Raw genomic sequence first — 23,888 nt, forward strand, 5'->3', positions numbered from 1 at the left:
CAGCACACAACACCATCGGACACGATCAATTACCGACAGAAGTGTCAGAGGGCGCGAGCACACTCCGCTCATGCGGACGATGACCGAGCCGATGTGGGTGGATGAGCTGGAGCAGCTCGCGGTCGACACGACCGCGGCCATGCTGGCGGCAGGGGGTTGGGTCCCTGCCCCGACGGTGCACTTGTTGTGCGCGGAGCTACCGCGGCTCCCGTACGCCGGCTACCTGCGCACCCGGCCGTTCTATCGCGGCGAGGACGCGCACCATGCGATCGCCGGTCTGGGCTGGATGGCGTCGATGGCGCAGGCATCACGCCTGGTGCTGGTCTGGGAACAGGCCGACCTCTCGGTCGCGCTGGAACGGCCGTCGCCGCTGCCGTCCGGGCTGGTCGTCGTCAACGTCCCGCGCGACGGTGAGCACGAGGTCCGCTGGCATCCGATGGACGTCGTCCAGACCGGCACGACGCCGGACGGTCTGCCGACCGCAGTGCCGGAGTGGGGCCCGGTCCGGCGGATTCCGGGCCGCCGAATGCCCGAGCCGGTCGTCGACCTGGTCGCGCTGTGGCGTAAGGAGCGCACCTGGACCGACGTTCGTGAGCTGGCCGACCTCTACCTGACGATGGTCGAGGACGGCTACGAGCCAGGCTGGCTGGGTCGCCCGGAGCCCGACCACGAGCTGCCGCTGTGGCGGCGGGTCGTGGCCGAGCTGCCGGGCACGGTGTTCGAGATTCAGGACTCCGCGTAGTCGTCCCAGCCGTCGCCGTTCTCATCGGCGAACGGGTCCTCGTGGGCGTGGTCGACGTCGCGATCTGCGGCAGTATCCCGGCTCGCCTCGTAGACCTCCTGGGCGTGGATCTCGTCCAGCGCACGACGCGCGCGACTGACCGCGTCCTCCGACTCCGCGGACGTCGGCACCCGGACGTCGTCCTCGTACCGCTCCCTCGGCTCGGCCGTAGCGAGGTCGCGGACGTCGGCCACCGCGGTCTCCAAGACCGGCCCAGTGCGGCGGTCAGCCAGGTCGAGGTCGTGGTGGTGGGTGTCGTCGAGGTCGTGCTCGGTGATCGGGCGGTACTCGTCCTCGCCGCGCATCGCCTCGTCGTGCGCGGCCAGCCAATCATCGGCCGAGACCCGGTCGTCGGGGTCGTCCCGGTCGGCGGTGCGGTGGGAGAGGGCGATGAGCGCCCGGTCGTGCTTCTCGCGGTCGACGGCGGTCCGTAGGAGCCAGCGGCCGCGGGCGGCGTCGACCTGTTCCAGCTCACCGACGCGCTGGTCCAGCTCGGCGGCCAGCGAGGCGGCATCGGCCGCGTCGCGGTGCAGCTCGGCGGCTCTGGCGGGGTCGTCGGCGGCTTCGCTCTCGGTGCGGCGCAGGACGGCGGTGTGCCGATGGTGTTCGGCGGCCTGACGGGTCCCGGCCAGTTCGTTGGCGACGTATCGCGGTGCCCACGCCTGCTGCCGCTCGTAGGCACGCACCCGCATCCGTAGCGCGCCGTCGGACAGCTCGAACTCCTCCCGATCCGCCCGCGGCCGACCCAGCGCCTCCCAACCGGCGCAGTAGGCCGCGTGTAGCTCAACCATCCCGGGCTTCGGTGCGGCGCCGAGCACGTCGAGGGCTTCGGCGGGGCCGGCCTCGGTCGCGTCGGTGTCCTCGCGGCCGGTCAGCGCACGGCAGGCAGCGACGGCGCCGGCCTTGCGCTCCCACTCCGTGCGGGCCTCGGCGGCGTCCCGGTCGGGCACATCACCGAGCAGCTCGGTCGCCCAGCTCGGCGGCCCGGCCGCGGCCGCGGCGCCGAGCTCGGCGGTGCGCTGGTCCAGGTGCTCGGCGAGCCGGTCGAGGTAGCGGCCCATCTGCGGGTCGTCGAGCTGCGGGACACGGTCGGCCCACGAGCCGACCTGCGGCTCGAACCGCTGCCGGTCCCGCATCCGGGCGTGGATCACGTTGGTCAGGTTCCGCGCCCCTGTCAGCGGCTGACCGACGATCGTGTCACGCAGGACGACGTAGGGGTCGGTGCCGGAGACCTCGGCCCGGCGCAGCGGCCGGGTCAACGACGTCGAGGCGTCCTCAGCCGCGAGCTGGCCGCGCTGCTCGACGGTCAGGACCCCGGTGTCGGTGAGCCGGTCCAGCCACGCGCTGGTGCGGCGGACCGACGCCTGGTGCGCGGCGTCGGCGAACAGCTCGGCCGCGACGGGGATCGACTCGGCCCACTGGGCGGAGTCCGCGGCGATGGTCAGCGCTGAGCGGTCGGGCTCGGCCAGCTCCAGTGCGGTCGTCAGGACGGCCTTTGGAGAACGGTGCAGCTGGTGGCGGTCGCTGCCGTCCGCGGCGTCAGGCAGCTCGGTCACGGTCGCGACGTAGGCGGTGTTGGCGTCGGTGCCGCGGGTCAGGCCGACCAGGGCGGCGGCGTGGTCGGTGCGGTCGGTGACGACCGAATGGCTGGTCTGCACGGTGGCGCCCTGCCCGCAGTAGCGGGTCCCCGCGTAGCCCAGGGCGAGGTCGTCGGCGACGAATCGGGGCGAGAGCACCATCCGCTCCCCCGCCTCGTCGCCGTCGCGGCTGAGGTCGGTAGTGACGTCCAGGCCGCCGTCATCGCGGACCCCGAGGACGCGGAAGCGTTCCCGGGTGTGCGGGGCGCGGATGTTGCCCTCGAACCCGGCAAGGTCGTGGCCGATCGCACGGGCCTCCACGACGTCACCGACCCCGGCGTAAGCGCCGGTGCGGCCCAGCCGCACCCCGGACTCGGTGACCAGGCCGAGGTCGACCAGCTGCGCGCGCAACTCGGAGGAGAGCCGGTCGGCCTGGTCGTTGGTGTCGACCAGCAGCAGCGACGCCTTCCCGGCCAGGGTGTCGGCCAGCCACGCCCGCGCCGCCGACGCCTCGGCCGCCTCCCGCGGGCCGCAGTCGACCAGACGGCCATGGCGGTGGTACTCGTCGAGCACCGTGGTGTCGCCCTCACGTAGCCGTAGCGATGCCTCGCGTTCCCAGGCGTGGGTGAAGCGGCGGGCCTCGTTGAGCTCGTAGCGGGCCCCGCCCGCCCGGGCGATGAGGTCCATGCCGCCGCCGGCGCCGATCGCGGCGAGCTGGCGCGGGTCCCCGACCAGCAGCAGCTTCGCCCCCGCCGCGTCCACATGCTGGTGGATGGCGGCCAGGGCGGGGGTGTCGGTCATCGCCGACTCGTCCACCACCACGATGTCCCCAGCGTGCAGCCGGAACCCCAGATCCGCGTCATCGCGCGGACGGCCGGCGGTGAGCCGGTCCTGGGTCGCGAGCCAGGCGGCGATGTTGCGCGCGGTCAGGCCCTGCTCGGCAAGCACCGTCGTCGCGGCCTGGGCGGTGGCGAGCCCGAACACACGCCGCTGCGGACCGCCACCGGTCAGGTCGGGGTCGGTCCAGGCGCGGGCCATCATCCCTACGGTGAACGACTTCCCCGTCCCCGGCGGGCCGACCAGGGTCTCGACCCGCGCCCCGGACCCGAGAACGCCGCGGACGACGGCCTCCTGCGCCGCGCCGAGCCGGACACCCTGGCGGCCCAGCGTCGCGAGGTAGCGGTCGATCGACGTCTCGCTCATGCGGGAGCCGTCGTGCCGACCGGCGGCCCCCGCGAGGATCCGCTCGGTGTGCACGTGCTCGGTGGTGGCGTAGAGCGCGCCGCCGGGGGCCTCGAACGCGGAGTCGCCGTTGGCGAGGGTGTACTCGTCGGGCAGGACATCGGTGGCCGGGCGCGCGGTCTGCAACCTCGCGAGGTCGGCGGTCATGGCCTCGTCGGCGAGGGTGTCGAGCAGCTTCGCGATCTGCGCGCCGTCGCTGACGCCCAGGTGGTCGGGCAGGGCGGCGTTCAGCGCTCGGATCAGGTCGGCGCGGGTCCACGCCGAGCGGGACTTCTGCACCTCGGCGAGGGCGACGGAGACGACCTCTGATGGCGACCACTGCGCGACGGTGATCTGGTCGGGCCGGGCGTCGAGAGCGGCGTCGGCGATGCCGCCGAGCCCGCCGTCGATCTCGCGGCGCATCGTCGCCTCGACCCGGTCGAGAGCCTGTTCGCGGGTCTCGCCGTCGTGGGACTTTCCCGAGCGGGTAACGAGCGTGGCCTGCTGGGCGAGCCGTTCGAGCTGGTAGCCGTTCGGTGCGCGGCCGTAGCGGGCCTCGAACGCCTCGACCAGCTCGGCGGTCTTCGCCGTCACCTTGTGCCGCCGCGTCGAGACCAGCCCCATCGCCTCGGCCGACACCCCGAGAACCTCGCGCGCCTTCCCGTCCGGCCGTGTCGCGAGCAACATCCCGAGCGCGGCGGTGATCCGCTCCTCGGTCGTGCGCTCGGCCACCGCCGCGGCGGCCGGGCGCCAGCGATGCAGGCTCCGCCCGTCGAGGGTCCGCCACACGCCGTCGTGGCCTTCGACGCGGTTGAGGATCGTGTTGTGGATGTGCAGCTGCGGGTCCCGGTCGCGGGAGTCGTGCTGGAAGAACGAGGCAACGGTGAAGGCGTGGGCGTCGGCATAGCGGCCGGCGGCGCCGCCGTGGTGCCCGACCCGCGTGTAGCCGGCCTTGTCCTGGAGGTAGGTGAGCGCGGCGTTGTTGCCCGCCCAGATCGCGTCCTCTACCGCGGTCCGGAACTCGGCCCAGGCGTCGGCCTCGTCGTGGCGTCCGGCTGTCCGGGCGGACACCTCGCGGGCCTCGAACGCGGTGTGCAGGAGCGTGACCGACTTCTGGACGGAGAACGTGGCGTCGTAGAACGCGACATTGTGCCGGGCCTTCTGTCCGGCCTCTGTCCGGAGCTGGTCGCGGCGTTCGGCGGACGCGTCCGGCTCGTTGTCCAACGCCTGCTGGTACAGCTCGTCCTCGGTGGCGTACCGGCGGCCGGTGTGTCCCAGCGTCGCCGCCCCGTCCCACATCTCCCGGTCGCGGAATCCGGGGTCGCGGGGGTCGAGGAACCGCTCGTAGAGCGCGCGCATGTCCTGGGCGTCGACCAGCCCGGCCAGGCCGAGCTTCTCGGCCCCGGCGCCCCACCAGCGGCCCGGCGGCTCGCCCTCGGCGACCGCGCCGGTGTAGTAGTTCTCCCGCCCGGTGGCGACCTCCTTGAGCAGGTACTCGGGCGAGTAGCCGTTGACGATCTTCAGCATCCCGACCACCCCGAAACGATCTTGAAAGAGGGGGCGGGGAGGGCGTCGGTGGTTGCCGGGAGGCCGGAGGCCGACCCGGCCCCGCGGATCGTGATGCAAGGGTGTGGTGGTCTTGATCTTGGGGTCTTGTTGCTCTGTTCGGGGTACTCGCTCATGGTGCTGATGGCGTGCTCGGTCGCGGTGGTCTTTCGGCTGTCGGCGGTCACTGGTGGGTCCTGGTGTCGGGCTCGTCGAGGACGAGGTGCAGGGCGGTCGCGGCCTGCTGCGGGGTGTCGCGGAGCGACTTGAGGGCGTCGGCAGCGGTGCCGCGCCCGACGTCGGCGAGCGCCTGGAGTTCGCGCACCGTCGGCAGCGCGCCGTGGCGTTCCCGGTGGCGCTCGGCCACCGTGCGGGCGTGATCGCGGGCGGGTGACTCGGCGGCCGGGCCGCTCGGGGGCGGCGGGACCGGCTGGGACGGGGTCCCGGGGCCGGACGGCGTCCCGAAGGCCGGTCCAGGCCTGGACGGGCGGGGCCGTTCGGGTCCGATGACCGGACCGTCGAGCACCGCGCGGGGCGGGTGTCCGATGGCCGGGCGGGACAGGGTGTCCGGCCCTGTCCGGCCGTCCGGCCGGACAGTCGTCGCGGTCCGGACGGGACGCCCCGGCCCGGACGGCGGGGCGTCGGGGCGGCTCTCCGCGAGCAGGTACAGCAGGTGCGCGGCGACGGCCGCGGCGATCGCGGGCCACGCCCCGACCCCGAACCGCAGCGCCGCGTTCACAGCCAGCTCCCCGCCCGCGGTGACCGAGTCGGAAGCGAGATAGACCGCCTGCGCGAGCCCCGACAGCCCGGCCGAGACGATCACCACCGACCAGGCGTAGCGGGCCGCGGACCCGCGCAGCCTGGCCGTGGCGGTGTAGGCGACCAGCGCGAGCCCGTCGGTGATCAACGGGTAGATCCAGGCGATCCCGGCCGGGACCCGGGCGGCGACGGCGACCTCGAATAGGCCGTGCGCGGTGGCGACGGCGGCGCCGAGGGCGACGGCCAGGCCGGGCAGCCACACGGCCGCCCGGCCCCACCGCGCGCCCCGCGCCGGCCCGACGGCCCGCGGTTCGGGCGTGTGTGTCATCCGAGGACACCCCCGAACCCGGTCGGCGGCTGCGCGGCCACCGGCTCCGGCGGCATCCGGTTGCGGTGCTGCGCCCACCACTCGGTGATCGCCTCGACCGCGCCCAGGCCCGGCACAAGCACCGGCCCGCCGGTCGGTGCGCTCCAGCCCGGCCGGGTCTGATGTGCCTCCGGCGAGCACGACCCGGCGGCCTTGCGGAGCCGGTTGACCACCCCGGGCCGCTGCCGGTCGTGCCAGTCCGACGCGGCGGCCACCGAGGCGTCGGCACCCTGGTAAGCGGCGAGCCAGGCGTGCATGAGCCACAGCAGCTCCTCGACGACGTCGGGGTGCCACAGCCAGCAGTCCGGCAGCGCAGTCGCGCCGTCGGGGTAGCGCAGGAAGATCTCGCGCAGCCACACGGCCAGCTCGTCGAGCAGTCCGCGCGCGGTGTCCTGCTCCGCCGGTGCGGCCAGCCACGACGGCGCCGGGGCGGGCCGCCGTCGGGCGGCGACCGCGGCGAGGGTCTGCGAGACGTGCGCGACGACGTCGCTCAGCTCGTCGACCCGCCTGGCCAGAGGGACCAGCTCCTCGACCTGGCGGCGCAGGACCTCGACCTCGGCGGCGAGCCGCACCGCCGCGCTGCCGGTGTCCGGGGCCGGGTGCTCGGGCTTGCTCATCGGGTCCACTCCGTTCCGTCGTCGTTGGGCTCCGCCGCGCGGGCCGGTGGGTGCTCGGCGTCGGTAATGCGGTCGGCGACGGCCTCGGCCTGCGTCGCGCGCACGAGGTCGCCGCACCGGCGCAGCTCGGCGTCGGTGAGGGGGCGGACGCCGCCGTCGGCCGTGTCGTCCGGGGTGAACCACATGCCGCCCACGAACGACCCCGGGCCCTCGTCGAGCACGCGATCGCGGTCGCTGCGCTCGGCGTCGTCCCGCGCGGTGACCTCGACGACCTCGGTCCGGTCGCCCCAGCGGTAGCGGTCGACCTCGTCGTCGACGAGACCGAACTCGTCGGCCGGAGCGGCCCGGTACGGGGCGTTGATCATCGTCTCGACCTGGCGGAACTCAGCCCGCTGGTCCTCCTCCGCCAGGGCAGCGGCGTCGAGGTTGGCCTGGTGCGCGGCGTCGTGCCCATCGTCGACCCAACCGTCCGCCTGGGCGGCGGTCTCCATCTCCGCGCGCAGTGCGCGCATGGCCCGGTCGTGGTCGCGCTGCGCGCGCATCTGCGCGCCGATCCCGTCGAGCAGCCGGTCCCGATCGCGTTCGTAGCGGGCGATCTCGTCCTCGGACGCCGCGCCGGTGTCCAGCAGGTCCCGCAGGCGGGTCTCCAGCGCGACGACGTCGGCCTCAGTCACCTGCGGTCGCCGGTACGCGGGACTCATCGCTCCCACTCCGCTCCGTCGGTGTCCTGGACGGCGGCGCGGCTCGGCCGGCCGTGCGGCTCGTCGTCGAGCTGCACCACGGCGAGGTGGGCCCGGATGTCGCGAACCAGGTCGTCGAGCCGGTCGGCCTCCTCCTCGGTCAGCCGCGGCATGGCGTCCTCGTCGAGCTGGTCGGCGAGTGCCTGGGCCTGCACCTCGCGCAGGATCGCGGAGGCCCGACGCATCTCCGCGTCGGTGACGCGTGGTCGGTGCCGGTCGTCGGTCGGGGCGTGGACCCTGGTCTCCTCCTGCTCGTCGGGCCGCGTGTCATCGCGGGTGCTGTCGGTGGGCCGGTCCGGGGCGCCGTGTCCGCAGTCCGCGGCGGTCCGCTCCGCCTCGGCCGCGACATCCGCAGCCAGGGCCCGGGCGTCGTGCGCGACGATCGCCTCGCGGTGCGACCGCTCCCGCCCCTCCCAGGCGACGGTCACCAACCGGGGTTGCGGATCGCAGGCGCTGGTCTTGGTCAGCTCGTCGAGGCCGACCTGGTGGGCGCGGTACCCCCACATCTCCACATCCGAGTGCAGCCCGGCCAGTCGGGCCCGCTCAGTGACCGCCGACGTCCCCCGCGCCTGGCGCAGCGCTGCGACCACGGCCGCGTCAGCGCGAGTGCGGGCCTGGGCGACCGCCTCCCCGCCCGCGAAGTCCACCCAGCCGAACCGGGCTCGGGCGTCGTCGAGATCGAACTCGTCGAGCCGCCACCCCCACGACGGCCGGCCGTGCACGCCGGTGGCATCACGCAGGTAAGAGACGACGACTCGTTCGGCATCGGCCGTCCCGCCGGGCAGCTCGGCGGCCAGCCGCTTCACCGCCAGCGCGGGGGTCCACATCTCGTAGCCGCTCATCGGGTCCACCGCCCTTCACCCGCAGCGCCGTCGGCCGGACCCGACGGACCCACCGCTCCACCGGGACCGGCTCCAGGGGACGGCTCGTGCAGCGCGGCCGCCTCGACGGCCTGGTCGTGCTCTCCGCCGCGGCGGATCGCGCGCAGCTCGGCGAACATTGCGTTGGACGACCGCACCCGCTCCGCCGCCTCACCGAACCGGCCGGGCCAGCGGCCGGCCAGCCTGACCAGAGCCCGTTCAAGCTGACCGTCGCCCCAGACTCGGACGGCTTCGTTCCGCTGGTGACGGCGGGACTCGGCCTCGATCCGCGCCATCAGCCGCGCCCGACGCCGCACGTCACGCCGCTTCCATGCCATCTGCGCACGGCCGATCACCGGCGCGATCCCGCGCCGGATAACCACCACCCGCCCCGCCGGCAGGTTCGCGATCTGCGCGGGCGCCAAGACGGGCACCTTGCGTACCGACCGGGAGGCGACGCGACCGTGGTCGTCGGTTGTGGTGACCCGCTCGTCGCGCTCCCCCGCCAGGGTCGACCAGAACTCCAGATCGGCCTTATCCCGCGTGCCGCCGAAGATCATCACCGCGGCGGTGTTGTTCAGGATCGTCGCGGCCTTGTGCTCACCCCACCGTGCCAAGAGCTGGGAGCGGGACTGGAACGCGCACAGGATCGTCACCCCGCGCCCGCCCATGTCCGCCGTCCAGGACTCCAGCGGGACCGGGGAGATCAGGGCGGCCTCGTCCAGGAACAGTCCGAGCGGCGGGTCCAGCCGACCCTTCGGCTGCCCGGCCGCGAGACGGCGGGCTTCGCGGGCGATGTGCCCGGTCAGCGCGCAGACCAGGGGTGCGGTCTGGGCTTCCTCGGCGCCGAGCAGGAACACCGTGGCGTGCTCGTCCAGGAGTCGGGCGACGTCGAACCCCTTGCCCGGCTCCGCGGCTGCTGCGGCGGCGGGGTGGGTGAGCCATCCTAGGGCGGGCATCACGCTGGAGGTGATCGAGGAGCGGGTGCGCTCGTTGGTGGTCAGGAACTGCATGACGTCCTGCTCGAACGCCGTCACCCCCGAGCGGCGCAGCAGGGCCGGGACCTCACGGCCGGCGGTGTCGGGGTCGGCGACCCATCCGAGGACGTCGGCCATCCGCTTCCCGCCGAGGGCGGCGGCGTGCAGGAGAGCGGCGAGGACGCGGCGGGCCTGGCCGTCCCAGAACTCCCGATCACCACCCGACCCGGACGCGACCGCGGCGAGCATGTCCGTCGCCCGCTCCGTGGCCGTGACGGGGTCGGTGCAGCCGGTCAGCGGTTCGAACGTGATCGTCGACGTGCGGTCTCCGAAGCCGGCAGGGTTGAACACGAACACCTCGCCCCGGGACTGGCGGCGCAGCGGCGCGCACAGGTCCAGCAGATCCGTGCGGGTCGAGGTCACCAGCGCGGCGCCCGGGGCGTCCAGAACGCGCCCGGCGAGCCAGCCAGTCTTGCCGGTGCGGGGACCGCCGACGACGATCACCACGTCCTCGACCAGCGCCCACACCCGCAACGCGCCGGTGCGGCACAGCTCGACCGCGGCCTCGCTGGTCGCGAGCCGGGCACGCTGCCACCGCGACAGGGCGGACAGGGACGGGCGCACGGTGCCGGTCCGACGCCGGACGGCGAGGGTCCCGGCGTGCCGGACGATGTCCAGCGACGAGGCCACGCCGACCTTGCGGCGGGACCGCGCCGCCCATCGCGACACGGTCGCCGAGGAGCGCGACCAGCGGTGCCACACGATCACCCCGGCCAGCCCGGTCATGGCGAGCAGGGCAGGCCAGGACAGGGCCGTGACGATCGTCGCCGCCGGGAGCAGCGTGACCAGGGCGAGGCCGGCGGCCAGGGCTCGTGCCCCGCGGGCCCAGGCGAGCAGGGCGCCCGCGGCGAACATCGCGAGCACGAGCGCGGTGGAGCTGAACAGGATCTCCATCAGTGCTCCCACCCCTCGTTCCACGCCTGCACCTCGGAGGCGTGGCGGGTGCAGCCCTTGGCGTGGCCGTCCTCGCTGTTGGCCGGGTTGCCCTCGAATGGGCCGTACTCGGTCACCAGGCCGTCGCAGGTCGAGCAGCGCCAGTACGCGGACGGCGTCCGGAACGAGCGCACCCCGTCCGGCTCCGGGTCCGGGACCCGACCGCAGACCAGCCAGTCGAACGCCTGCTCCCCCACCGGCCGGTACTCCCCCGACGGCAGGTCCAGCGCGGCGCCGATCTCGTCCCACGACCGGCCCGCGGCACGTGCGGCGCGGGCGTACTCGTAGAGCTGCCCCTCGGCGACGGTGCGCATCAGCAGCGCCGCGCGGATCCCGGCGAACGGGTCGTCGAGCTTCCGATCGGTGAACACCGTGAACCCGGGGATCGGGACCTCGGTCTCGGTCGAATCGAACGCCTCGACCGCTATCCGCCGGAGCAGCTCGCGGATCCGGCCGGACGCTGTGGTCCTCGGGGAGAGGTCGAACGCGGCCATCACCGACCACCGCCCGCGACGACGGCACCGGCCGCGGCCCAGCGGTCGACGGTCCGACGGCTCACGCCGAGGGCACGGGCGATGTCGTCCCGGTCTACGCCCGCGGCGAGGGCGGCACGGCCGGCGGAGATGACCGGCGCCCGGTCGGTGCGCAGCACCGACGCGGGAGCGACGGCGGGGCGCAGCTCGGCGCGACGGGCCCGGCGGGTCGTCGCCCGACGGGCACGGCGGCGCTCGTCCTCTGTCAGCCCACCGGCGACACCGTGCGGGAGGTCGTCGATCGCCCAGTCCCGGCACTCGGACTGCACCGGGCAGCGGCGGCAGACCCGCTTCGCGCGGGCAACCTGCCGGTCGTGCGAGGCGCCGGTCTCCGCTGTCGGGAAGAACGTGTCGGGGTCCACCGACCGGCACGCCGCGCGGGCGCGCCACCGGTCGTCGTCTCGCTCTACCATCGTTGCCTCTCCTGCCTTCTGCTGCTGTGCGGTGAGAGCGGCCCGGCGGCTGTGTCCCGCCAAGAACCCGTCGCCGGGCCGTCCCAGGTGGTGTGCTCGTGTCATGGCCGCGCTCCACTCGGCCGAACCCGGCGGGGAGCCGAGAACAGGCCGGCTGCGGAGTCCTCGGCGGCGCGGCGCTCGTCGTCGCTCGGCGTCTCGGTCCGGACCCGGATGCCCGGCACCTCTCCGGCCAGCTGCGCCAGCCAGGACGGCAGCGGCCGGTTCTCCAGCAGCGCCAGCGCGACCACGTGCGACGGGCACCCCGGCCGGGTCGGGCTCACCGCCCACCGGCACGTCGGGCACCGGCCCGCGCTCTGCGCGCCGTGGTCGACGAGGACCTGCAACCGGACCGTCCGACCGGTGACCTCAGCGAGCCTCGGGTCGAGATCGGCCAGCCGCACCTCCCCGGTCACCGGAGCACCTCGACCGGCTCGGGCACCCGGCCCCGGTCGTCCGGGCACAGCACCGACCCGTCGCGGTGCGAGAACGCCGGCGGACGTCCGGCCCGGTCGGGCCACCCCGTCGGCGGCTCCCCCGCCACCGGGCGCCCGCAGCCCGGGCATGCCAGCGCGGACAGCTCGACCCGCTCGGCCGCAGCCGTCACCCCGCACCGCCCTCGGTCGCGGCGCGCTCGGCCGGGGTCCGGTTCAGCGCGGGCGTCGCCGCCTGGTCAAACGCCGACATGAACGTCGCGACCGCTCCCGGTACGCCCTGCCCGACCGGCGTCGCCACGAACACCACCGCCGCGAACACCGTGAACAACGCCGCCCCTGCGGCCGACCGTGCCTTCGCGCAGATGAACGCGCCCGCGACCAGGACCAGCAGCACCACACCGACGCCGCCCATCAGACGGCGCTCCCACGCTGCACCGGTGCCCACCCGGACGTGTCGACGACCGTCTGCTCGGCCACCGCCAGGTCGGCGATCGCCTCGATCGCCTTCGCCGGGATGATCAGCCGCCCCCGGACCTTCACGGCCGGGAACTCCCCCGCCGCGATCGCCCGGTAGACCGTCATCGTCGACATTCCGAACATCGCCGCGACCTGCGCGACGCTGTAGAACCGCGGCGCCGCCGCCACGGCCACCGGCTCCTGCTTGCTCATTGACTGCCCCTTCCTCTCGATCCGCTGTGCGCTAACAGTAGCACTAATATTAGCTGCTAATACTAGTCTCATCGTGTGACTGGGCAGGTCGTCGCACCTGGATGGACCTGCAGCCGCTAGCCTCAGCACCGAAATCAGCAGGTCCGTACCTACTGAGGCACTGAGGAAGGTCTGCGTGGCCAAGGACTGGGACGCCGTCGCCGAGGCGATCAAGACGCGTCTGGCCGAGCTCGACATGACCCAGGCCGAACTCGCGACCCGCGCGGGCGTCGCCCTGATGACCGTCCGCGAGCTGCAGCACAACCTCACGCCCCGCCGACGCAGCCCGCGCACCCTCGCCGCCGTCTCCGAAGCTCTCGGCTGGTCCGGCGACCACATCGCTCGGATCCTCGACGGCGACCAGGTCGACGACCCCGACGCCGACGACCCCGTCCTCGCCGAGCTGGACGCACTCAGGGCGGACGTGAGCGCTCTCGTTCGACGGATCGACGCCATCGAGCGTCGGCTAGGTCCCGACGCCGGCGGCGCCTGAGCCGCTCGATCCGCTCGGCCATCTCACGGGTCAGCTCGCGCAGTTCCGCGAACTCGGCCCGGGGCTCCCGTGGCTGTGGTGCACTGCTGTTCATGCCGTCGACAATGGTGATTCGCGGCGGAACAAAGCAGGTCAGAACCCTGGTAGCGCAGGGCATTCGCCCGGCAGACTGAGTTCGGCGAGCGATCGGGGGTGGCCACCGGCGTGGATCAGGACAGCAGCGACGAGCCCTGGGGCCACCAGCTCCGCCGCTGGCGCGACGAGGTACAGCGCTGGTCCCAGCAGGACCTCGTCGACCAGGTCGTGCGCCTGGCCTACACGACGAACGAGGAGCGCGGCACCAAGCTCGACGTCCGCCTCGTCGGCCGCTGGGAGACCGGAGCCGTGCAACGGCCCCAGGCCGTCTACCGACGCCTGCTCGACCAGCTCGGCGCCCCGGCCCCGTCCACCCGGCGTGCGCCCGCCGTCACACGGCCGGTAGCGAATATGCCGGGTGGATGCCCTGCTCCTGCCGAACCGGTCTCCGTAGCGTCGACGCCGTCCGATCGGGACTCAGACGCCTGGGACGGTGACAGTTCAGTGCTGCGACGCGACTTCCTGCGAGCCAGCGGCTCGCTCGCGCTCTCCGGCCTCCTCGGGAGCGTGCTCGGCGACACCGGCTCGAACGCCGCGACGATCGACGTCGCCACCGACCTGTCGAGTCGGCTCACCAGCCTGCGACGCCTCGACGACACCCTCGGCGGCGCCGACACCTACCGCCTCTACAACGCCGAGGCCGAACTCTCCGCGCGCATCCTCCAGGGCGGTACCGCCCGCGACGTCGTGCAGCGCGCCCTCCTGGCCGTGCACGCCGAGCAGTCGCAGCAGGCCGGGTGGGCTGCGTTCGACGCCGGATGGCACGACCTGGCCCGCGAGCACTTCCGCCGCAGCCACGCCGCAGCACTCGAATCCGGCGACCCCGGCCTGGCCGGGAACGCCCTCGCCTTCCATGCCTACCAGCTCATCGCCCTCGGCAAGCCCGCCCGGACCATCTCGGAGAAGTCGGTCCAGGCCGCCGGCCAGGACGGCGTCGACCCCGGCGTCCGAGCCCTGCTCTACTCCCGCGCCGCCTGGACCTTCGCCCTCGACGGCGACGCCGACACCACCGCCCGCTGCCTCGGCCTCGCCGAGGAAGCCCACGCCGTCGCCGGAGCCCGCACCCCCGACTACGCCGCCTGGATCGACGCCGACGAGCTGGCCATCATGACCGGACGCTGCTGGTCCGAACTCCGCCGACCGCTGCGCGCCGTCCCCGTCCTGGAGAGCGCGCTCGGCCGCTACAGCGACGCCCACGCCCGGGACAAGGCGCTCTACTCCTCGTGGCTGGCACAGAGCTACGCCGACGCCGGAGAGGTCGAGCAGGCCGCCGAAACAATCACCGCCAGCCTGCGCGTCATGGGGAACGTCGCCTCGGTCCGGCCGCGGCAGCGCCTCGCGGAGGTCACTGCACGGCTCGGGCAGCACCACGGCGACGTCCCCGCCGTGCGGGAGCTACTTCGCGGTGACGCGCTCCACCCACTCGACGTACGCCGCTGACGCCCGCGCGATCGGCACGGCCGTCACCTCGGGGTTCTGCCACTCGTGGTGCTCGATGAGGTGCGCCTCCAGCTCGTCGTAGCGGGCGGCGGTGGTCTTGAACGAGACCACCCACTCCTCGCCCTCGCCAAACTCACCGGCGTGCCAGAAGACTGTCTGGATGGGCCCACTGATCTGACACCCTGCGACGAGTCCGCGCTTCGTTGCAGACACGGCCAACTCCACCGCGTGACCCTGCGAGGGAGCAGCAGTTTGCACCTGGAGCAGATTTCCCGTAGTCACGCTCGCTCCTTCTCAGCTATTCTCGTTCCCAATCCAGCGTACATCGACTGCTCGCCGCCTTCCTCGAGCATCTGCAAAGATCGGCGTGTAAGCAGCGATGGCGCCAGGCTGAAGTATTGGCCATTCAGATTCATCCGCAAGGCCGGTGATATGAAAAAAGTAGTCGTCGCGGGGCTGTCGTGCCTGCCCACTCGTCTGCACCCGAGGGCGGATGAAACCGTACGCCTTCTCTTCGATGACATTCTGAACCACCCCAAAATGTCGAGAGTCGAGCGAGACGCCCAATGAGTCTAGCGCCTTATCGATAGCAGCAATCTGACCAGAAGCCTTCTGTTTCCTGAAGTTGTCAGCAACACTTAGCTGATCACGCACTGCAACGGCGTAATCCCGGAGCAGCAGAAGGCGATCACCCGACTCTCCGAATACAATCTCAGCCCAGACCTTCGAGATCAACTCGAGTGCGAGTTCGAGATTCTCCAAAGCGTCGTAGACATGACCGCGAGCAACTTTTTCTTCCAACTCAAAGCAGTGGGCGCGAAGGCCAACACATAGAGCCGGCACCGCTATGTGCTCCGTGGCGTTTAGTTGTAGAACACGAGCCGCAGCCACGCTCGCATCATCATGCAAGCCTGCGACTAGAAGGGTCCACGAGAGAGGACTCAGGAGCGTCGGATTGTCCGGATCGAGCTGGGCAGACTTGCGCAGATGCCGCACGGCCGCATTCAAATCGAGCCGATGCTCCGAAAGGAAGCTTCCGAACTGGAAGTGCAGATTTGGCGACTCAGGGTCTAACTCAATGGCGCGCTCATACGCCGAACGCGCCATTGTCATGTTTCGCATGCTGGTTTGAACAACCGCTTCAACGCGCCACGTCTCGGCATACGTTGGAGAGAGAGCGCGCGCCTCCTCGCACGATCGGATTGCCTCCTCAGGAGAATCTCGCTCAAGGAGCGATAGAGCGTCACGAAGCAAACGCGCGGTGCTAAAATCACCCGAGTCACGAACATTGATAGTTGCAGGATCATACGGCGAGGCTGAATTCTCAGCCTGCAGCTCCCATCCCAGATCCTGCATCTCTTGGTGGCGCGCAAGAATCCGGAGACGCTGAGCGCTCTCTACAGGATGCTGCTTATCTAGGTAGCTTCGGGCGAAATCTGATAGCTGGTATGTCGTCTCCAGGCTCTGGCCCCGAGAGTGCGTCTCCATGTGAACGAAGTTGGTCGTCATCAAGCGCAAGATCGCCGCCTGGGCACCGCTCGCGTCGAGCTCGTCCAGAAAAGCAATCTCCGCCTGCCGCTTTTCTCCGGGTAGGACTTGCATACACTTCAAGACCTTGCGTGCATCTTCAGTCAAGTACTCGTACACGTTCGACATGCAAAAATCGAGCAGCAACGAATTGTCCGCAAGTAGATCCTCTGGGCGGATACCCGCCTGAACCCCAGATACAAACCATTTCAAGAAGAGGGGGTGGCCCTCCATTTGATCTGCAAGCATGCGTACAGAATCAGGCTCCATCGACTCTATGGAGGTCACGTTCCGAATCCGTGATAGCGCACGCAAAAAGTGATGCGACTCATCTGATGTTAACGGTTCGAGCTGGACCGGATTCTCGACACCCAGTCCGATCCTGCTCGTAAGCATCACTTTACTACCCATTGGCAGGTCAAGAAGAAACTCTCGAAGACGAGCATCGAGAACCGTCTCCATATTATCCAGGATCAGTAGAACTCGGAAATTCTCTAGATATGCCAAGACCTCGCCGATTGCATCAGATTCTGCGACCTGACCACCAAGCTCCGAGGCAGCACTCACAAAAAGACCAAGCGAGTCCTCAATTGCATCGTTCACCCGACGAATCTCACTTGCAGTTAAGGTTGTCGCCTTGGCGGTCACCCAGACGATGGAATCGAATTGCTGATTTGCATCATCGAGGATCTCGTACGCAACCTTCAATGCTACCGATGTCTTGCCGATTCCACCGTCGCCCAGAATGCTCACTACAGGATAAGCACCCTTAATAAGTCTCTTAACCCTAGCGACCTGGCTGCGCCGCCCGAAGAAGCCCGTCTCATCGAAGTCGGGAACTGGAAGGTTGTGCATCGGACCACGCACAGGCTCGACAGGAAGGTTAATTGTCAGCCCCAGCACGAACGACGAGTCCACTCGCAAACGACCTAGCGTTTCTGTAGACTCAGCCCAGTATCCCCCTGGGCTACTTGATAGCCTGCTCGTAAGGTCGTGAACCAGGGACAGATCGTTGATCTCCATCGGCCGTGTATGTGCTACCCGATTACGTACTGCGGTCAGCTTTGGAAGCTCCCCCTTCACGTTATCGAGTTGTTCGGAGAGCTCTGCTGGCAGACTAGCGCGATTCGAGAGCAAAACTTCGTAGCCGTCGGCGAAGTCTAGGTACGGAAGTAGCGCAGTAAGCGATACGGGACCCTTAGAACCTGAATCACGAGAACGGCGCCCCTGAGCTCGCTCGCTTTGCTCTTGCCCCAGCACAGCAACATACTCGTCAGATACCAGATATGCGGAAATAAGGGATCGCATGTCAGCCTCGAGCGATGAGAGAACCGCGAAGCATGTGAGTCGAGTTGCACTGAAGCTCATTCAGGTGTTCACCTCTTATGTCCCGATGGTCGGATCAGAGTACCCACCGTCGACCCGCGAGCCAACGCCCGTCATCATGACTGTCGTTCACTACTGACTTTCGGGACGCTTCGGCATTCGCGTCGCAAGATTCGAAGCAGCTCGCTGGTCTGCTTCGGCGACCCAAGCCGTGTAAGTCCTTAAGGTAGTTGTTCCTCCACTACCATGTCCAAGCCGTCCGGCAACAGTCCTTGGATCGACACCGGCGACGATCAGCTCAGTCGCCGAGTAGTGACGCAGTTTGTGAAACGTCGTGTCGATACCCAACTTCTTGACCATCCGGTCGTACCGCTGCGTCACGCTGTCCGGCGTCGCGAACGTCGACCCGTCCACCAACCCGCCGAAAACGTACGCCTCCTCCGGCAGCTCGATCCCCGGAGCCTCGGCACGCGCAACGCACCGCTCCTTCAGCTCCCGGAGCACCGCGACCGTCTCGGTGTCGAGCGCGATCCGCCGCTGCTGATGGGTCTTGAGATCCCCCTCGACCCACCCGGCGTCGCTCTTGCGGATCCCCCGCTGCAACCAGAGCGTCTCCCGGCCCGGCTCGAAGCTGATCCACGACCACCGCACCGCGCACAGCTCCCCACGCCGCGCGCCGGACGTCATTGCGAGCCACAGCAGCGCGGCCCAGTCCGGGTCCTCCCACGCCTTGTTCAGAATCCGCGCCGCCTGCTCGGCGCTCGGCGGCCGCGGGTTCGGCTTGGGCATCGGCGGTGGCTCGGCCTGAGCGAGCGGGTTCACCGCGACCCACCGCCACCGCACCGCCCGCTTGTACGCCCCCGACAGCACGAAGTGGATGTGCCGGACCACCGTGTTCGACAGGGGCTTGCATCGGTGCGGCCCGCACCGGTCGTCGCACTCATGGCGCTTCGTCGTCCGGTGGTCGATCAGCCCCGACCCGGTGCAGTGGATCCGGCAGCGGCGCAGCTCGGCGTAGAACGAGTCCAGGATCTCCGCGTCCAGCTCGCCGACCTTGAGCCGGCCGACGAGCGGCTCGATGTGGTTTTTCACGTACCCGCGGTAGAGCTGGAGCGTGTTCGGCGCCCCGGAGAACTGCTCCAGGTGCTTCTCCAGCAGGTGCGCGACCGTGGCGCTGGTGCGTGGGTTCCGGCGCTCCTCGATGTCGCGCAGCATCCGGTCCCGGACCGCGTACGCCTGCTTCTCGGCGTCCGGTCCGGCCGGGACGATCTCGACGAGGTTGTGCCGGCGTTTGGTGATCGGGTCCTGGCCGGCGTAGACGCGCACGCGCAGCGCGCCGCTCGGGAGGACGTCGATGCTGCCCTTCTGGCGCCCCGCGGGCCTGGGCTGAAGACGAGCCATGACACGAACGCTAGGGGCGCTCGTGTCATGCTCCGTGTCACGAGTCTGTCTGTCGATCTTGCGCCAGACTGCGTTCGTGCTGGTCAGAGCGTGGAGCGGGCGACGGGAATCGAACCCGCGTAGCCAGTTTGGAAGACTGGGGCTCTACCATTGAGCTACGCCCGCATGCCCCGATCTCGTCGATCAGGACCCCCGCAGCGTATCCCACTCCGACCCCGTGAACATCCCCGCCCCCGGGTGCGTACACACCGGGGACAGGGACGTTCAGGAGGTTGCGGACACCGATGAAGGCGCCCCACCGCAGGTTGCGCTCCGTCGACGCGCGCGCCGCCGAACCCGGGCTCGACTCCGAGCCGGGGCTCCGCGCCGCGTACACCGCGCACGGAGCCGAGCTCTACCGCTATGCCCTGCGTCAGCTGGGCGACGAGGGTGCGGCCCAGGAGTCCGTGCAGGAGGTCTTCCTGCGCGCCTGGCGTCGTGCCGACTCCTACGACCCGTCGGTCGCCAGTCTGCGGGTGTGGCTGTTCGCCATCGCCCGCAACGTGGTCATCGACGAGATCCGTAGGGTCGCGGCGCGGCCCTGGCGCCGCAGGCTCACCGACGAGCCCGAGACCGGGAACGACTCCATCGGCCCTGCCGACGACGCCCTGGTCGACGGTTGGCTGGTCGAGGAGGCGTTGCGGCGGCTCCGTCCGGAGCACCGGCAGGCGATCGTCGAGGCGTACCTGCGGGGCCGTCCGCACGCCGAGATCGCGGCGGAGGCGGGGGTGCCCGTGGGGACGATCCGCAGCCGGGTCTTCTACGGGCTGAAGGCGTTGCGACTGGCGATGGACGAGATGGGGGTGGAACCGTGACTCCGGACGAGCACCGGGCGATGCGGGAGTCGTTGGGTGACCACGCGATGGGCCGGCTGGAGGGCGACGAGCTGGCGACCCTCAAGGCCCATCTGCAGGGCTGCCCGGCGTGCCGCGAGGAGCTGGCCGAGGTCGCGAGTGTGCTGCCCGCGCTGGGCCGGGTCGATCCCGACCGGCTCGACCACACTCCCGCTCCCCCGCCGGACCTGGGCGACCGGATCATGGCGGCGGCGCGGGCCGAGCGTCCGGCATCGGCCGCGGCCCGGGCACGGAACCGGTGGGCTCCGGTCGCGGCGGCGGCCGCGGCCGCGCTGCTCGTCGGCGGCGTCGCCGGCTACCTGGTCGGCGACCACGACGGGATCCCCCGCGAGCCGGTCGCGGTCCAGGCGATGGACCCCGCGGTGCAGGCCACGGCGGTCGCGATCCCGCACACCTGGGGCGTCGAGATCGTGCTCGACGGCGACGGGTTCCGCTCCGGTGCGACCTACCGCGTCGTCGTCGAGGCCGAGGACGGGCGTGAGGTGAGCGCGGGCGAGTTCATCGGGACCGGCGCCTCACCGATGGTCTGCAACCTCAACTCCTCGGTGCTGCGGGCCGACGCGGAGGAGTTCCGGGTCCTCGACGGCGCCGGGTCCACGGTGCTGCGCGGCAGCCTGGCTACCTGACGCGGCGGGCGGCGTTGGCGACCAGCCCGAGCAGGAACAGGGTGCTGACCAGCGCCGTCCCGCCGGCCGACACCAGCGGCAGCTGCTGGCCGGTCACCGGGAGCAGGCCGACGACGTAGCCGACGTTCATCACGGCCTGCACGACCACCCAGGTCGCGGTCGCCGCCGTCACCAGCCGCAGGAACGTGTCCCGGGTGCGGGCGGCGACGCGCAGCCCGACCCAGGCGATCAGCAGGTACAGCGCCAGCACGGCGAGCCCACCGACCAGCCCGAGCTCCTCACCGATGACGGCGAAGATGAAGTCGTTCGCGGCGTTGGGCAGGTAGTCCCACTTCGCGCGGCCCTGGCCGAGTCCGGTGCCGAACAGGCCGCCGTCGGCGAGGGACAGCAGTGCCTGGCGGGACTGGTAGCCGGCGCCGAGCTCGTCGCCGGCGCCGAGGAAGGTGCTGATCCGGTCGCGGCGGTAGTCGGCGGTGAACCCCAGGACGGCGACGCCGAGCAGCGCCCCGCCGGACAGGCCCCCGAGCAGCACCAGCGGCGCCCCGGCGAAGAACAGCAGCGACAGCACGATGACGCCGAGCGCGACGGTCGTGCTGAGCGCGGGCTGCAGCATGAGCAGCGCCCCGGCCAGCAGCGCGACCGGGACCAGTGGGAGGACGGCGTAGCGGCCGTGGCGCACGGCGCGACCGCGCAGCGCGAGCACGTGCGCGCCCCACAGCAGCAGCACGACCTTGGCCGCCTCGCCCGGCTGCACGGTGAACCCGGCGACCGAGATCCACCGGCGGGCACCGCCGCGGACCTCCCCGATTCCCGGGACCAGCACGAGCACCAGCGCGGCGAGACAGGCGAACAGCAGCCACGGCGTCCACCGGCGTAGCCGGACCGGTGACACCCACATCCCGAGCGCGAACGCGCCGACCCCGAGCAGCAGGAAGATGAGGTGGCGGACGAAGACGGTGAGCACCATCCCGTCGGCGACGGTCTTCCCGCCCGCCGACGCCGACAGCACCATCACGACTCCGACCGCCAGCAGCGCGCCGGTCGCACCGAGCAGCAGGTGCAGCGGCGGGACGCGGCGCAGCCGGGCGAGCCGCGACGCCCGGGGGCGTCCGGCTGCGGCGCCCGTCGGGCGCGGGTCGCGCTGTCGCGGCACCGTCACCCGATCAGCGTGGTCCCGGACCGGGCGTCCGGGGCGGAACCGGACGTCTCGGCGCGTCGGGCAACGGTCACAGCGCCCGGGCGTGCACGACCATGTTGTCGAGGTAGCTGAGCGCCCCCCGGTCGAAGTCGCCCGCACAGGTGACCAGGCGCAGCTGGTCCGGTGACGCACCGCCGAACACGGCGAAGGTCGGGAACGCGTCCTTGGGCATCTGCTCGGTCCGCTCGACGGCGTACCGGTCGACGGAGCCGTCGTCGCGGCCGACCTCGATCACGTCGCCCGGGGCGAGGTCGCGCAGGTCGATGAACACCGCGGGCCCGTCGCGCGAGTCGACGTGCCCGAGCAGGACGGTCGGGGCGGGCGCGGTGCCGCGGTCGAACCAGCCGACGCGGTCGTAGTCCTGCGGGACCTCGGCGGTGCCGTCGTCGGCGATGCCCAGCCGCAGCAGCTCCGGCTCGTCCACCCCGATCGCCGGGATGCGCAGCGAGACGGGCACACCGGCCGCGGCCGGGACCGCGGCAAGCGGCGCGCCGGCGGACGGTGCCGCAGGCGCCGGATCGGGAGCAGCGGGGGCGGGCGGTGCCCCACACCCCACGAGCAGGAACACCAGCGCGACGACGCCCGGGAGCAGCAGGGCTCCCGGGCGTCGGTCACGCGTGCGGTCAGCTCTGCGCACGGCCCCGGCGGGCCATCAGCACGCCCGCTCCGGCCGCGGCGGCCAGGCCGGCGGCGCCGACCGCATAGAGCGCGGTCGAGTCGGAGGAGGAGCCACCGGCGCCGGTCTCGACGCCGCCCATCGGGACGGCGGCGAGCTGGCCGCGCACCGTGCCGGCCGCGAAGTCGGCGGTGTGGGTGTCACCGGTGAAGCCGGTCGGGTTCGCCTCGATCTGCTTCAGCGAGAAGCCGGTCGCGGTGTCCTGGCCGTTGTCGCCCTCGAGCCCGGTGGTGAACGGGCCCTGCATGCAGCCCGACGAGGTGCGGACGTCGCCGTCACCCTCGGGGTTCGGGAACGCCAGGCGCGGCGGGCCGGGCTTGCCGACGGCGGCCTCGTGGATGTGCGTCGCGGTCTTGGCCGGGCTCTGGTACTCGCCGGTCACGCCGCGCAGGGTGATGTCGTAGCAGATGATCTCGTCGTCGGAGTTGATCCGGAAGTTGAACTCACCGGTCGCGCCGGGCTCGCCGGGGACGGCCTGCCCGTCGTTGTTGATGACGGCGTCCGGCGTCGCGCTCACGGTGTACATGCTGGTGAACGTCGACGGCTCGGGGACCTCGGTCTCCTGGGCGAACGCGATGCCCGCGGTCGCGGCGAAGCCGAGTGCGGTGGCGGCGGTGACGGCGGCGAGACGGGGCAGGGTGCGGCGCATCCCGGTGTCCTTTCTGACGGGTTCATCCTTGATTGCCCGTCTCTACGGCCACCGCGCCCACCGCGTTCACCACTCACCCGATCGGGTGCAGCAGCACGTCCCGGACCATGCGTTCCCAGGCCGTCACGACCTCGGTCGACGGCAGCCCGAACTGCCCGACCAGGGCCAGGCAGCGGCCGTCCGCGCCGGTCAGGAGCACCGTCGTCATCGGACCGTGTGGGCCGTGCGTACGGACCGGGCGCACCGCGTCGACCTCGCCGGGGGCGAACGCGAACTGCACCGCACCCGAGACCACGCCGACGACGTCGCCGGTCTCGACGTGGTCGACCGACCCCGTCCCGACCTGCAGGCAGCCACCGTGGGGCACGGCCAGCCCGGCCGGGACGCCGTGCTCGCAGAGCAGACACAGCAGGTCGACGACCCGGGCGACGTCGCACGGCGGGGTGGCCGGGACGAGCCCGTCGGGGACCCGGCCGCCGCCGTCGGTGAGCGCGTCGAGGAGGCCGAGGTGGTCGAGCTCGTCGGGGGCGGTGAGCGGCGGCCCGGCGGGCGGGTCGTCGGCGCGCGGGGCCAGCCGCAGCACCTCGGTGACCAGCGGAGCGTCGGGTGACAGCAGGTGCGCGCGGTGCACGGCCGCGCCGTCGCCGTCGAACAGCCACAGCGCGGCGGGCTCGCGACGCCCGTCGTCGGCCCGGGTCGCGACGACCGAGGCGACCGCAGGGCGGGACAGGCGCAGGGTCACCGCGCCGGGCCGGACCGGGAACGCCTCGCCGGTGAAGGTCGGCTCGGCGTAGGTGCCGAGCTCGCTGATCAGGGCGCTGCCGTTCGCGGTGGTCGCGACGACCTCGTCGAGCAGCGGGAGGTGCCGCGCCAGCGTGCCGGCGTCGAGGTCGAGCCGGTCGCCGGCGAGGTGGGAGAGCAGGACGTCGAGATCGGTGTGGGGCAGGGTCACGGGAC

The 23,888-nt window shown here is 71.5% G+C and carries 24 protein-coding genes and 1 tRNA gene; 5 read left to right on the top strand and 20 right to left on the bottom strand.

All coding sequences use genetic code 11. The features are described from left to right. Nucleotides 1-70: 70 nt before the first annotated feature. Nucleotides 71-742, top strand: a complete 672-nt coding sequence (locus DMP17_RS39650; protein ID WP_337832237.1) for a hypothetical protein — start codon at nucleotides 71-73, stop codon at nucleotides 740-742. Here the strand turns inward: DMP17_RS39650 and mobF are convergent. From mobF to DMP17_RS39710, 12 genes are all read right to left on the bottom strand, one after another. Continuing rightward, nucleotides 727-5,106, bottom strand: coding sequence for a MobF family relaxase (gene mobF / locus DMP17_RS39655; protein ID WP_337832238.1), 4,380 nt, complete (start codon nucleotides 5,104-5,106; stop codon nucleotides 727-729). The genes DMP17_RS39650 and mobF overlap by 16 nt on opposite strands. A gap of 202 nt (nucleotides 5,107-5,308) precedes the next feature. Continuing rightward, nucleotides 5,309-6,211 carry a hypothetical protein gene (locus DMP17_RS39660; RefSeq protein WP_337832239.1) on the bottom strand — a complete coding sequence of 301 codons (903 nt, stop codon included), beginning with the start codon at nucleotides 6,209-6,211 and terminating at the stop codon, nucleotides 5,309-5,311. Further along, nucleotides 6,208-6,867 (bottom strand): hypothetical protein, encoded by a 660-nt coding sequence (locus DMP17_RS39665; protein ID WP_337832240.1) that lies wholly within the window; start codon nucleotides 6,865-6,867, stop codon nucleotides 6,208-6,210. The genes DMP17_RS39660 and DMP17_RS39665 overlap by 4 nt, the downstream gene beginning before the upstream one ends. Further along, complete coding sequence (locus DMP17_RS39670) at nucleotides 6,864-7,541, bottom strand: hypothetical protein (protein ID WP_337832241.1); 678 nt, start codon at nucleotides 7,539-7,541, stop codon at nucleotides 6,864-6,866. The genes DMP17_RS39665 and DMP17_RS39670 overlap by 4 nt, the downstream gene beginning before the upstream one ends. A 23-nt stretch (nucleotides 7,542-7,564) precedes the next feature. Then, nucleotides 7,565-8,449: a hypothetical protein gene (locus DMP17_RS39675; RefSeq protein ID WP_337832242.1), complete on the bottom strand. Its 885-nt coding sequence runs from the start codon at nucleotides 8,447-8,449 to the stop codon at nucleotides 7,565-7,567. Then, entirely contained in the window at nucleotides 8,446-10,422 is a 1,977-nt protein-coding gene (locus tag DMP17_RS39680) for a type IV secretory system conjugative DNA transfer family protein (protein ID WP_337832243.1), read from the bottom strand. The genes DMP17_RS39675 and DMP17_RS39680 overlap by 4 nt, the downstream gene beginning before the upstream one ends. After that, nucleotides 10,398-10,931, bottom strand: a complete 534-nt coding sequence (locus DMP17_RS39685) for a hypothetical protein (RefSeq protein WP_337832244.1) — start codon at nucleotides 10,929-10,931, stop codon at nucleotides 10,398-10,400. Before DMP17_RS39685 ends, DMP17_RS39680 begins: the two co-directional genes overlap by 25 nt. Continuing rightward, nucleotides 10,931-11,383, bottom strand: a complete 453-nt coding sequence (locus tag DMP17_RS46575) for a WhiB family transcriptional regulator (protein WP_443217952.1) — start codon at nucleotides 11,381-11,383, stop codon at nucleotides 10,931-10,933. The genes DMP17_RS39685 and DMP17_RS46575 overlap by 1 nt, the downstream gene beginning before the upstream one ends. Before the next feature lie 101 nt (nucleotides 11,384-11,484). Continuing rightward, nucleotides 11,485-11,838, bottom strand: coding sequence for a hypothetical protein (locus DMP17_RS39695; protein ID WP_337832245.1), 354 nt, complete (start codon nucleotides 11,836-11,838; stop codon nucleotides 11,485-11,487). Continuing rightward, the gene (locus tag DMP17_RS39700; protein WP_337832246.1) at nucleotides 11,835-12,029 is read right to left on the bottom strand and encodes a hypothetical protein; all 195 of its coding nucleotides are present in this window, start codon (nucleotides 12,027-12,029) and stop codon (nucleotides 11,835-11,837) included. The genes DMP17_RS39695 and DMP17_RS39700 overlap by 4 nt, the downstream gene beginning before the upstream one ends. After that, nucleotides 12,026-12,271: a hypothetical protein gene (locus tag DMP17_RS39705; protein ID WP_337832247.1), complete on the bottom strand. Its 246-nt coding sequence runs from the start codon at nucleotides 12,269-12,271 to the stop codon at nucleotides 12,026-12,028. The genes DMP17_RS39700 and DMP17_RS39705 overlap by 4 nt, the downstream gene beginning before the upstream one ends. Beyond that, entirely contained in the window at nucleotides 12,271-12,528 is a 258-nt protein-coding gene (locus DMP17_RS39710) for a helix-turn-helix domain-containing protein (protein WP_075333733.1), read from the bottom strand. The genes DMP17_RS39705 and DMP17_RS39710 overlap by 1 nt, the downstream gene beginning before the upstream one ends. A 175-nt stretch (nucleotides 12,529-12,703) precedes the next feature. Here DMP17_RS39710 and DMP17_RS39715 point away from each other — a divergent pair, with 175 nt between their 5' ends. Both DMP17_RS39715 and DMP17_RS39720 read left to right on the top strand, forming a co-directional pair. Then, nucleotides 12,704-13,060 carry a helix-turn-helix domain-containing protein gene (locus DMP17_RS39715; protein ID WP_251783754.1) on the top strand — a complete coding sequence of 119 codons (357 nt, stop codon included), beginning with the start codon at nucleotides 12,704-12,706 and terminating at the stop codon, nucleotides 13,058-13,060. A gap of 204 nt (nucleotides 13,061-13,264) precedes the next feature. Further along, on the top strand, nucleotides 13,265-14,635 hold the full coding sequence (locus DMP17_RS39720; protein WP_337832248.1) for a hypothetical protein: 1,371 nt from the start codon (nucleotides 13,265-13,267) through the stop codon (nucleotides 14,633-14,635). Here the strand turns inward: DMP17_RS39720 and cutA are convergent. The 4 genes from cutA to DMP17_RS39740 all read right to left on the bottom strand — a co-directional run bounded on the left by cutA (nucleotide 14,591) and on the right by DMP17_RS39740 (nucleotide 19,054). After that, nucleotides 14,591-14,848 carry a divalent-cation tolerance protein CutA gene (gene cutA, locus DMP17_RS39725; RefSeq protein WP_337832249.1) on the bottom strand — a complete coding sequence of 86 codons (258 nt, stop codon included), beginning with the start codon at nucleotides 14,846-14,848 and terminating at the stop codon, nucleotides 14,591-14,593. The two genes, DMP17_RS39720 and cutA, sit on opposite strands and share 45 nt — an antisense overlap. A gap of 81 nt (nucleotides 14,849-14,929) precedes the next feature. Continuing rightward, nucleotides 14,930-17,080, bottom strand: coding sequence for an NB-ARC domain-containing protein (locus tag DMP17_RS39730; RefSeq protein WP_337832250.1), 2,151 nt, complete (start codon nucleotides 17,078-17,080; stop codon nucleotides 14,930-14,932). A gap of 540 nt (nucleotides 17,081-17,620) precedes the next feature. Further along, nucleotides 17,621-18,889, bottom strand: a complete 1,269-nt coding sequence (locus DMP17_RS39735; RefSeq protein ID WP_337832251.1) for a tyrosine-type recombinase/integrase — start codon at nucleotides 18,887-18,889, stop codon at nucleotides 17,621-17,623. Nucleotides 18,890-18,980: 91 nt separating this feature from the next. Next, nucleotides 18,981-19,054 (bottom strand) — tRNA-Gly (locus DMP17_RS39740). Nucleotides 19,055-19,173: 119 nt separating this feature from the next. Between DMP17_RS39740 and DMP17_RS39745 the strand changes: the two genes are divergently transcribed. Both DMP17_RS39745 and DMP17_RS39750 read left to right on the top strand, forming a co-directional pair. After that, nucleotides 19,174-19,743 (top strand): sigma-70 family RNA polymerase sigma factor, encoded by a 570-nt coding sequence (locus DMP17_RS39745; RefSeq protein ID WP_337832252.1) that lies wholly within the window; start codon nucleotides 19,174-19,176, stop codon nucleotides 19,741-19,743. Then, entirely contained in the window at nucleotides 19,740-20,408 is a 669-nt protein-coding gene (locus tag DMP17_RS39750) for an anti-sigma factor family protein (RefSeq protein WP_226366628.1), read from the top strand. Before DMP17_RS39745 ends, DMP17_RS39750 begins: the two co-directional genes overlap by 4 nt. Here the strand turns inward: DMP17_RS39750 and DMP17_RS39755 are convergent. The 4 genes from DMP17_RS39755 to DMP17_RS39770 form a co-directional block, all read right to left on the bottom strand. Then, the gene (locus DMP17_RS39755) at nucleotides 20,401-21,567 is read right to left on the bottom strand and encodes an FtsW/RodA/SpoVE family cell cycle protein (RefSeq protein WP_226350314.1); all 1,167 of its coding nucleotides are present in this window, start codon (nucleotides 21,565-21,567) and stop codon (nucleotides 20,401-20,403) included. The two genes, DMP17_RS39750 and DMP17_RS39755, sit on opposite strands and share 8 nt — an antisense overlap. Nucleotides 21,568-21,634: 67 nt before the next feature. Continuing rightward, nucleotides 21,635-22,243, bottom strand: a complete 609-nt coding sequence (locus DMP17_RS39760; protein WP_337832253.1) for a sortase domain-containing protein — start codon at nucleotides 22,241-22,243, stop codon at nucleotides 21,635-21,637. Further along, complete coding sequence (locus tag DMP17_RS39765) at nucleotides 22,230-22,931, bottom strand: CHRD domain-containing protein (protein ID WP_226366631.1); 702 nt, start codon at nucleotides 22,929-22,931, stop codon at nucleotides 22,230-22,232. The genes DMP17_RS39760 and DMP17_RS39765 overlap by 14 nt, the downstream gene beginning before the upstream one ends. A 73-nt stretch (nucleotides 22,932-23,004) precedes the next feature. Continuing rightward, the gene (locus DMP17_RS39770; RefSeq protein ID WP_308016777.1) at nucleotides 23,005-23,883 is read right to left on the bottom strand and encodes a ChuX/HutX family heme-like substrate-binding protein; all 879 of its coding nucleotides are present in this window, start codon (nucleotides 23,881-23,883) and stop codon (nucleotides 23,005-23,007) included. Nucleotides 23,884-23,888 lie beyond the last annotated feature (5 nt).

The sequence above is a fragment of the Pseudonocardia sp. TMWB2A genome (assembly GCF_017312135.1).

What these genes read in the sequence shown, in the direction of transcription:
- DMP17_RS39650 (WP_337832237.1), top strand. Translation starts at nt 71, where the DNA reads ATGCGGACGATGACCGAGCCGATGTGGGTGGATGAGCTGGAGCAGCTC.
- mobF (WP_337832238.1), bottom strand. Translation starts at nt 5,106, where the DNA reads ATGCTGAAGATCGTCAACGGCTACTCGCCCGAGTACCTGCTCAAGGAG.
- DMP17_RS39660 (WP_337832239.1), bottom strand. Translation starts at nt 6,211, where the DNA reads ATGACACACACGCCCGAACCGCGGGCCGTCGGGCCGGCGCGGGGCGCG.
- DMP17_RS39665 (WP_337832240.1), bottom strand. Translation starts at nt 6,867, where the DNA reads ATGAGCAAGCCCGAGCACCCGGCCCCGGACACCGGCAGCGCGGCGGTG.
- DMP17_RS39675 (WP_337832242.1), bottom strand. Translation starts at nt 8,449, where the DNA reads ATGAGCGGCTACGAGATGTGGACCCCCGCGCTGGCGGTGAAGCGGCTG.
- DMP17_RS39685 (WP_337832244.1), bottom strand. Translation starts at nt 10,931, where the DNA reads ATGGCCGCGTTCGACCTCTCCCCGAGGACCACAGCGTCCGGCCGGATC.
- DMP17_RS46575 (WP_443217952.1), bottom strand. Translation starts at nt 11,383, where the DNA reads ATGGTAGAGCGAGACGACGACCGGTGGCGCGCCCGCGCGGCGTGCCGG.
- DMP17_RS39705 (WP_337832247.1), bottom strand. Translation starts at nt 12,271, where the DNA reads ATGGGCGGCGTCGGTGTGGTGCTGCTGGTCCTGGTCGCGGGCGCGTTC.
- DMP17_RS39710 (WP_075333733.1), bottom strand. Translation starts at nt 12,528, where the DNA reads ATGAGCAAGCAGGAGCCGGTGGCCGTGGCGGCGGCGCCGCGGTTCTAC.
- DMP17_RS39735 (WP_337832251.1), bottom strand. Translation starts at nt 18,889, where the DNA reads ATGGCTCGTCTTCAGCCCAGGCCCGCGGGGCGCCAGAAGGGCAGCATC.
- DMP17_RS39745 (WP_337832252.1), top strand. Translation starts at nt 19,174, where the DNA reads ATGAAGGCGCCCCACCGCAGGTTGCGCTCCGTCGACGCGCGCGCCGCC.
- DMP17_RS39765 (WP_226366631.1), bottom strand. Translation starts at nt 22,931, where the DNA reads ATGCGCCGCACCCTGCCCCGTCTCGCCGCCGTCACCGCCGCCACCGCA.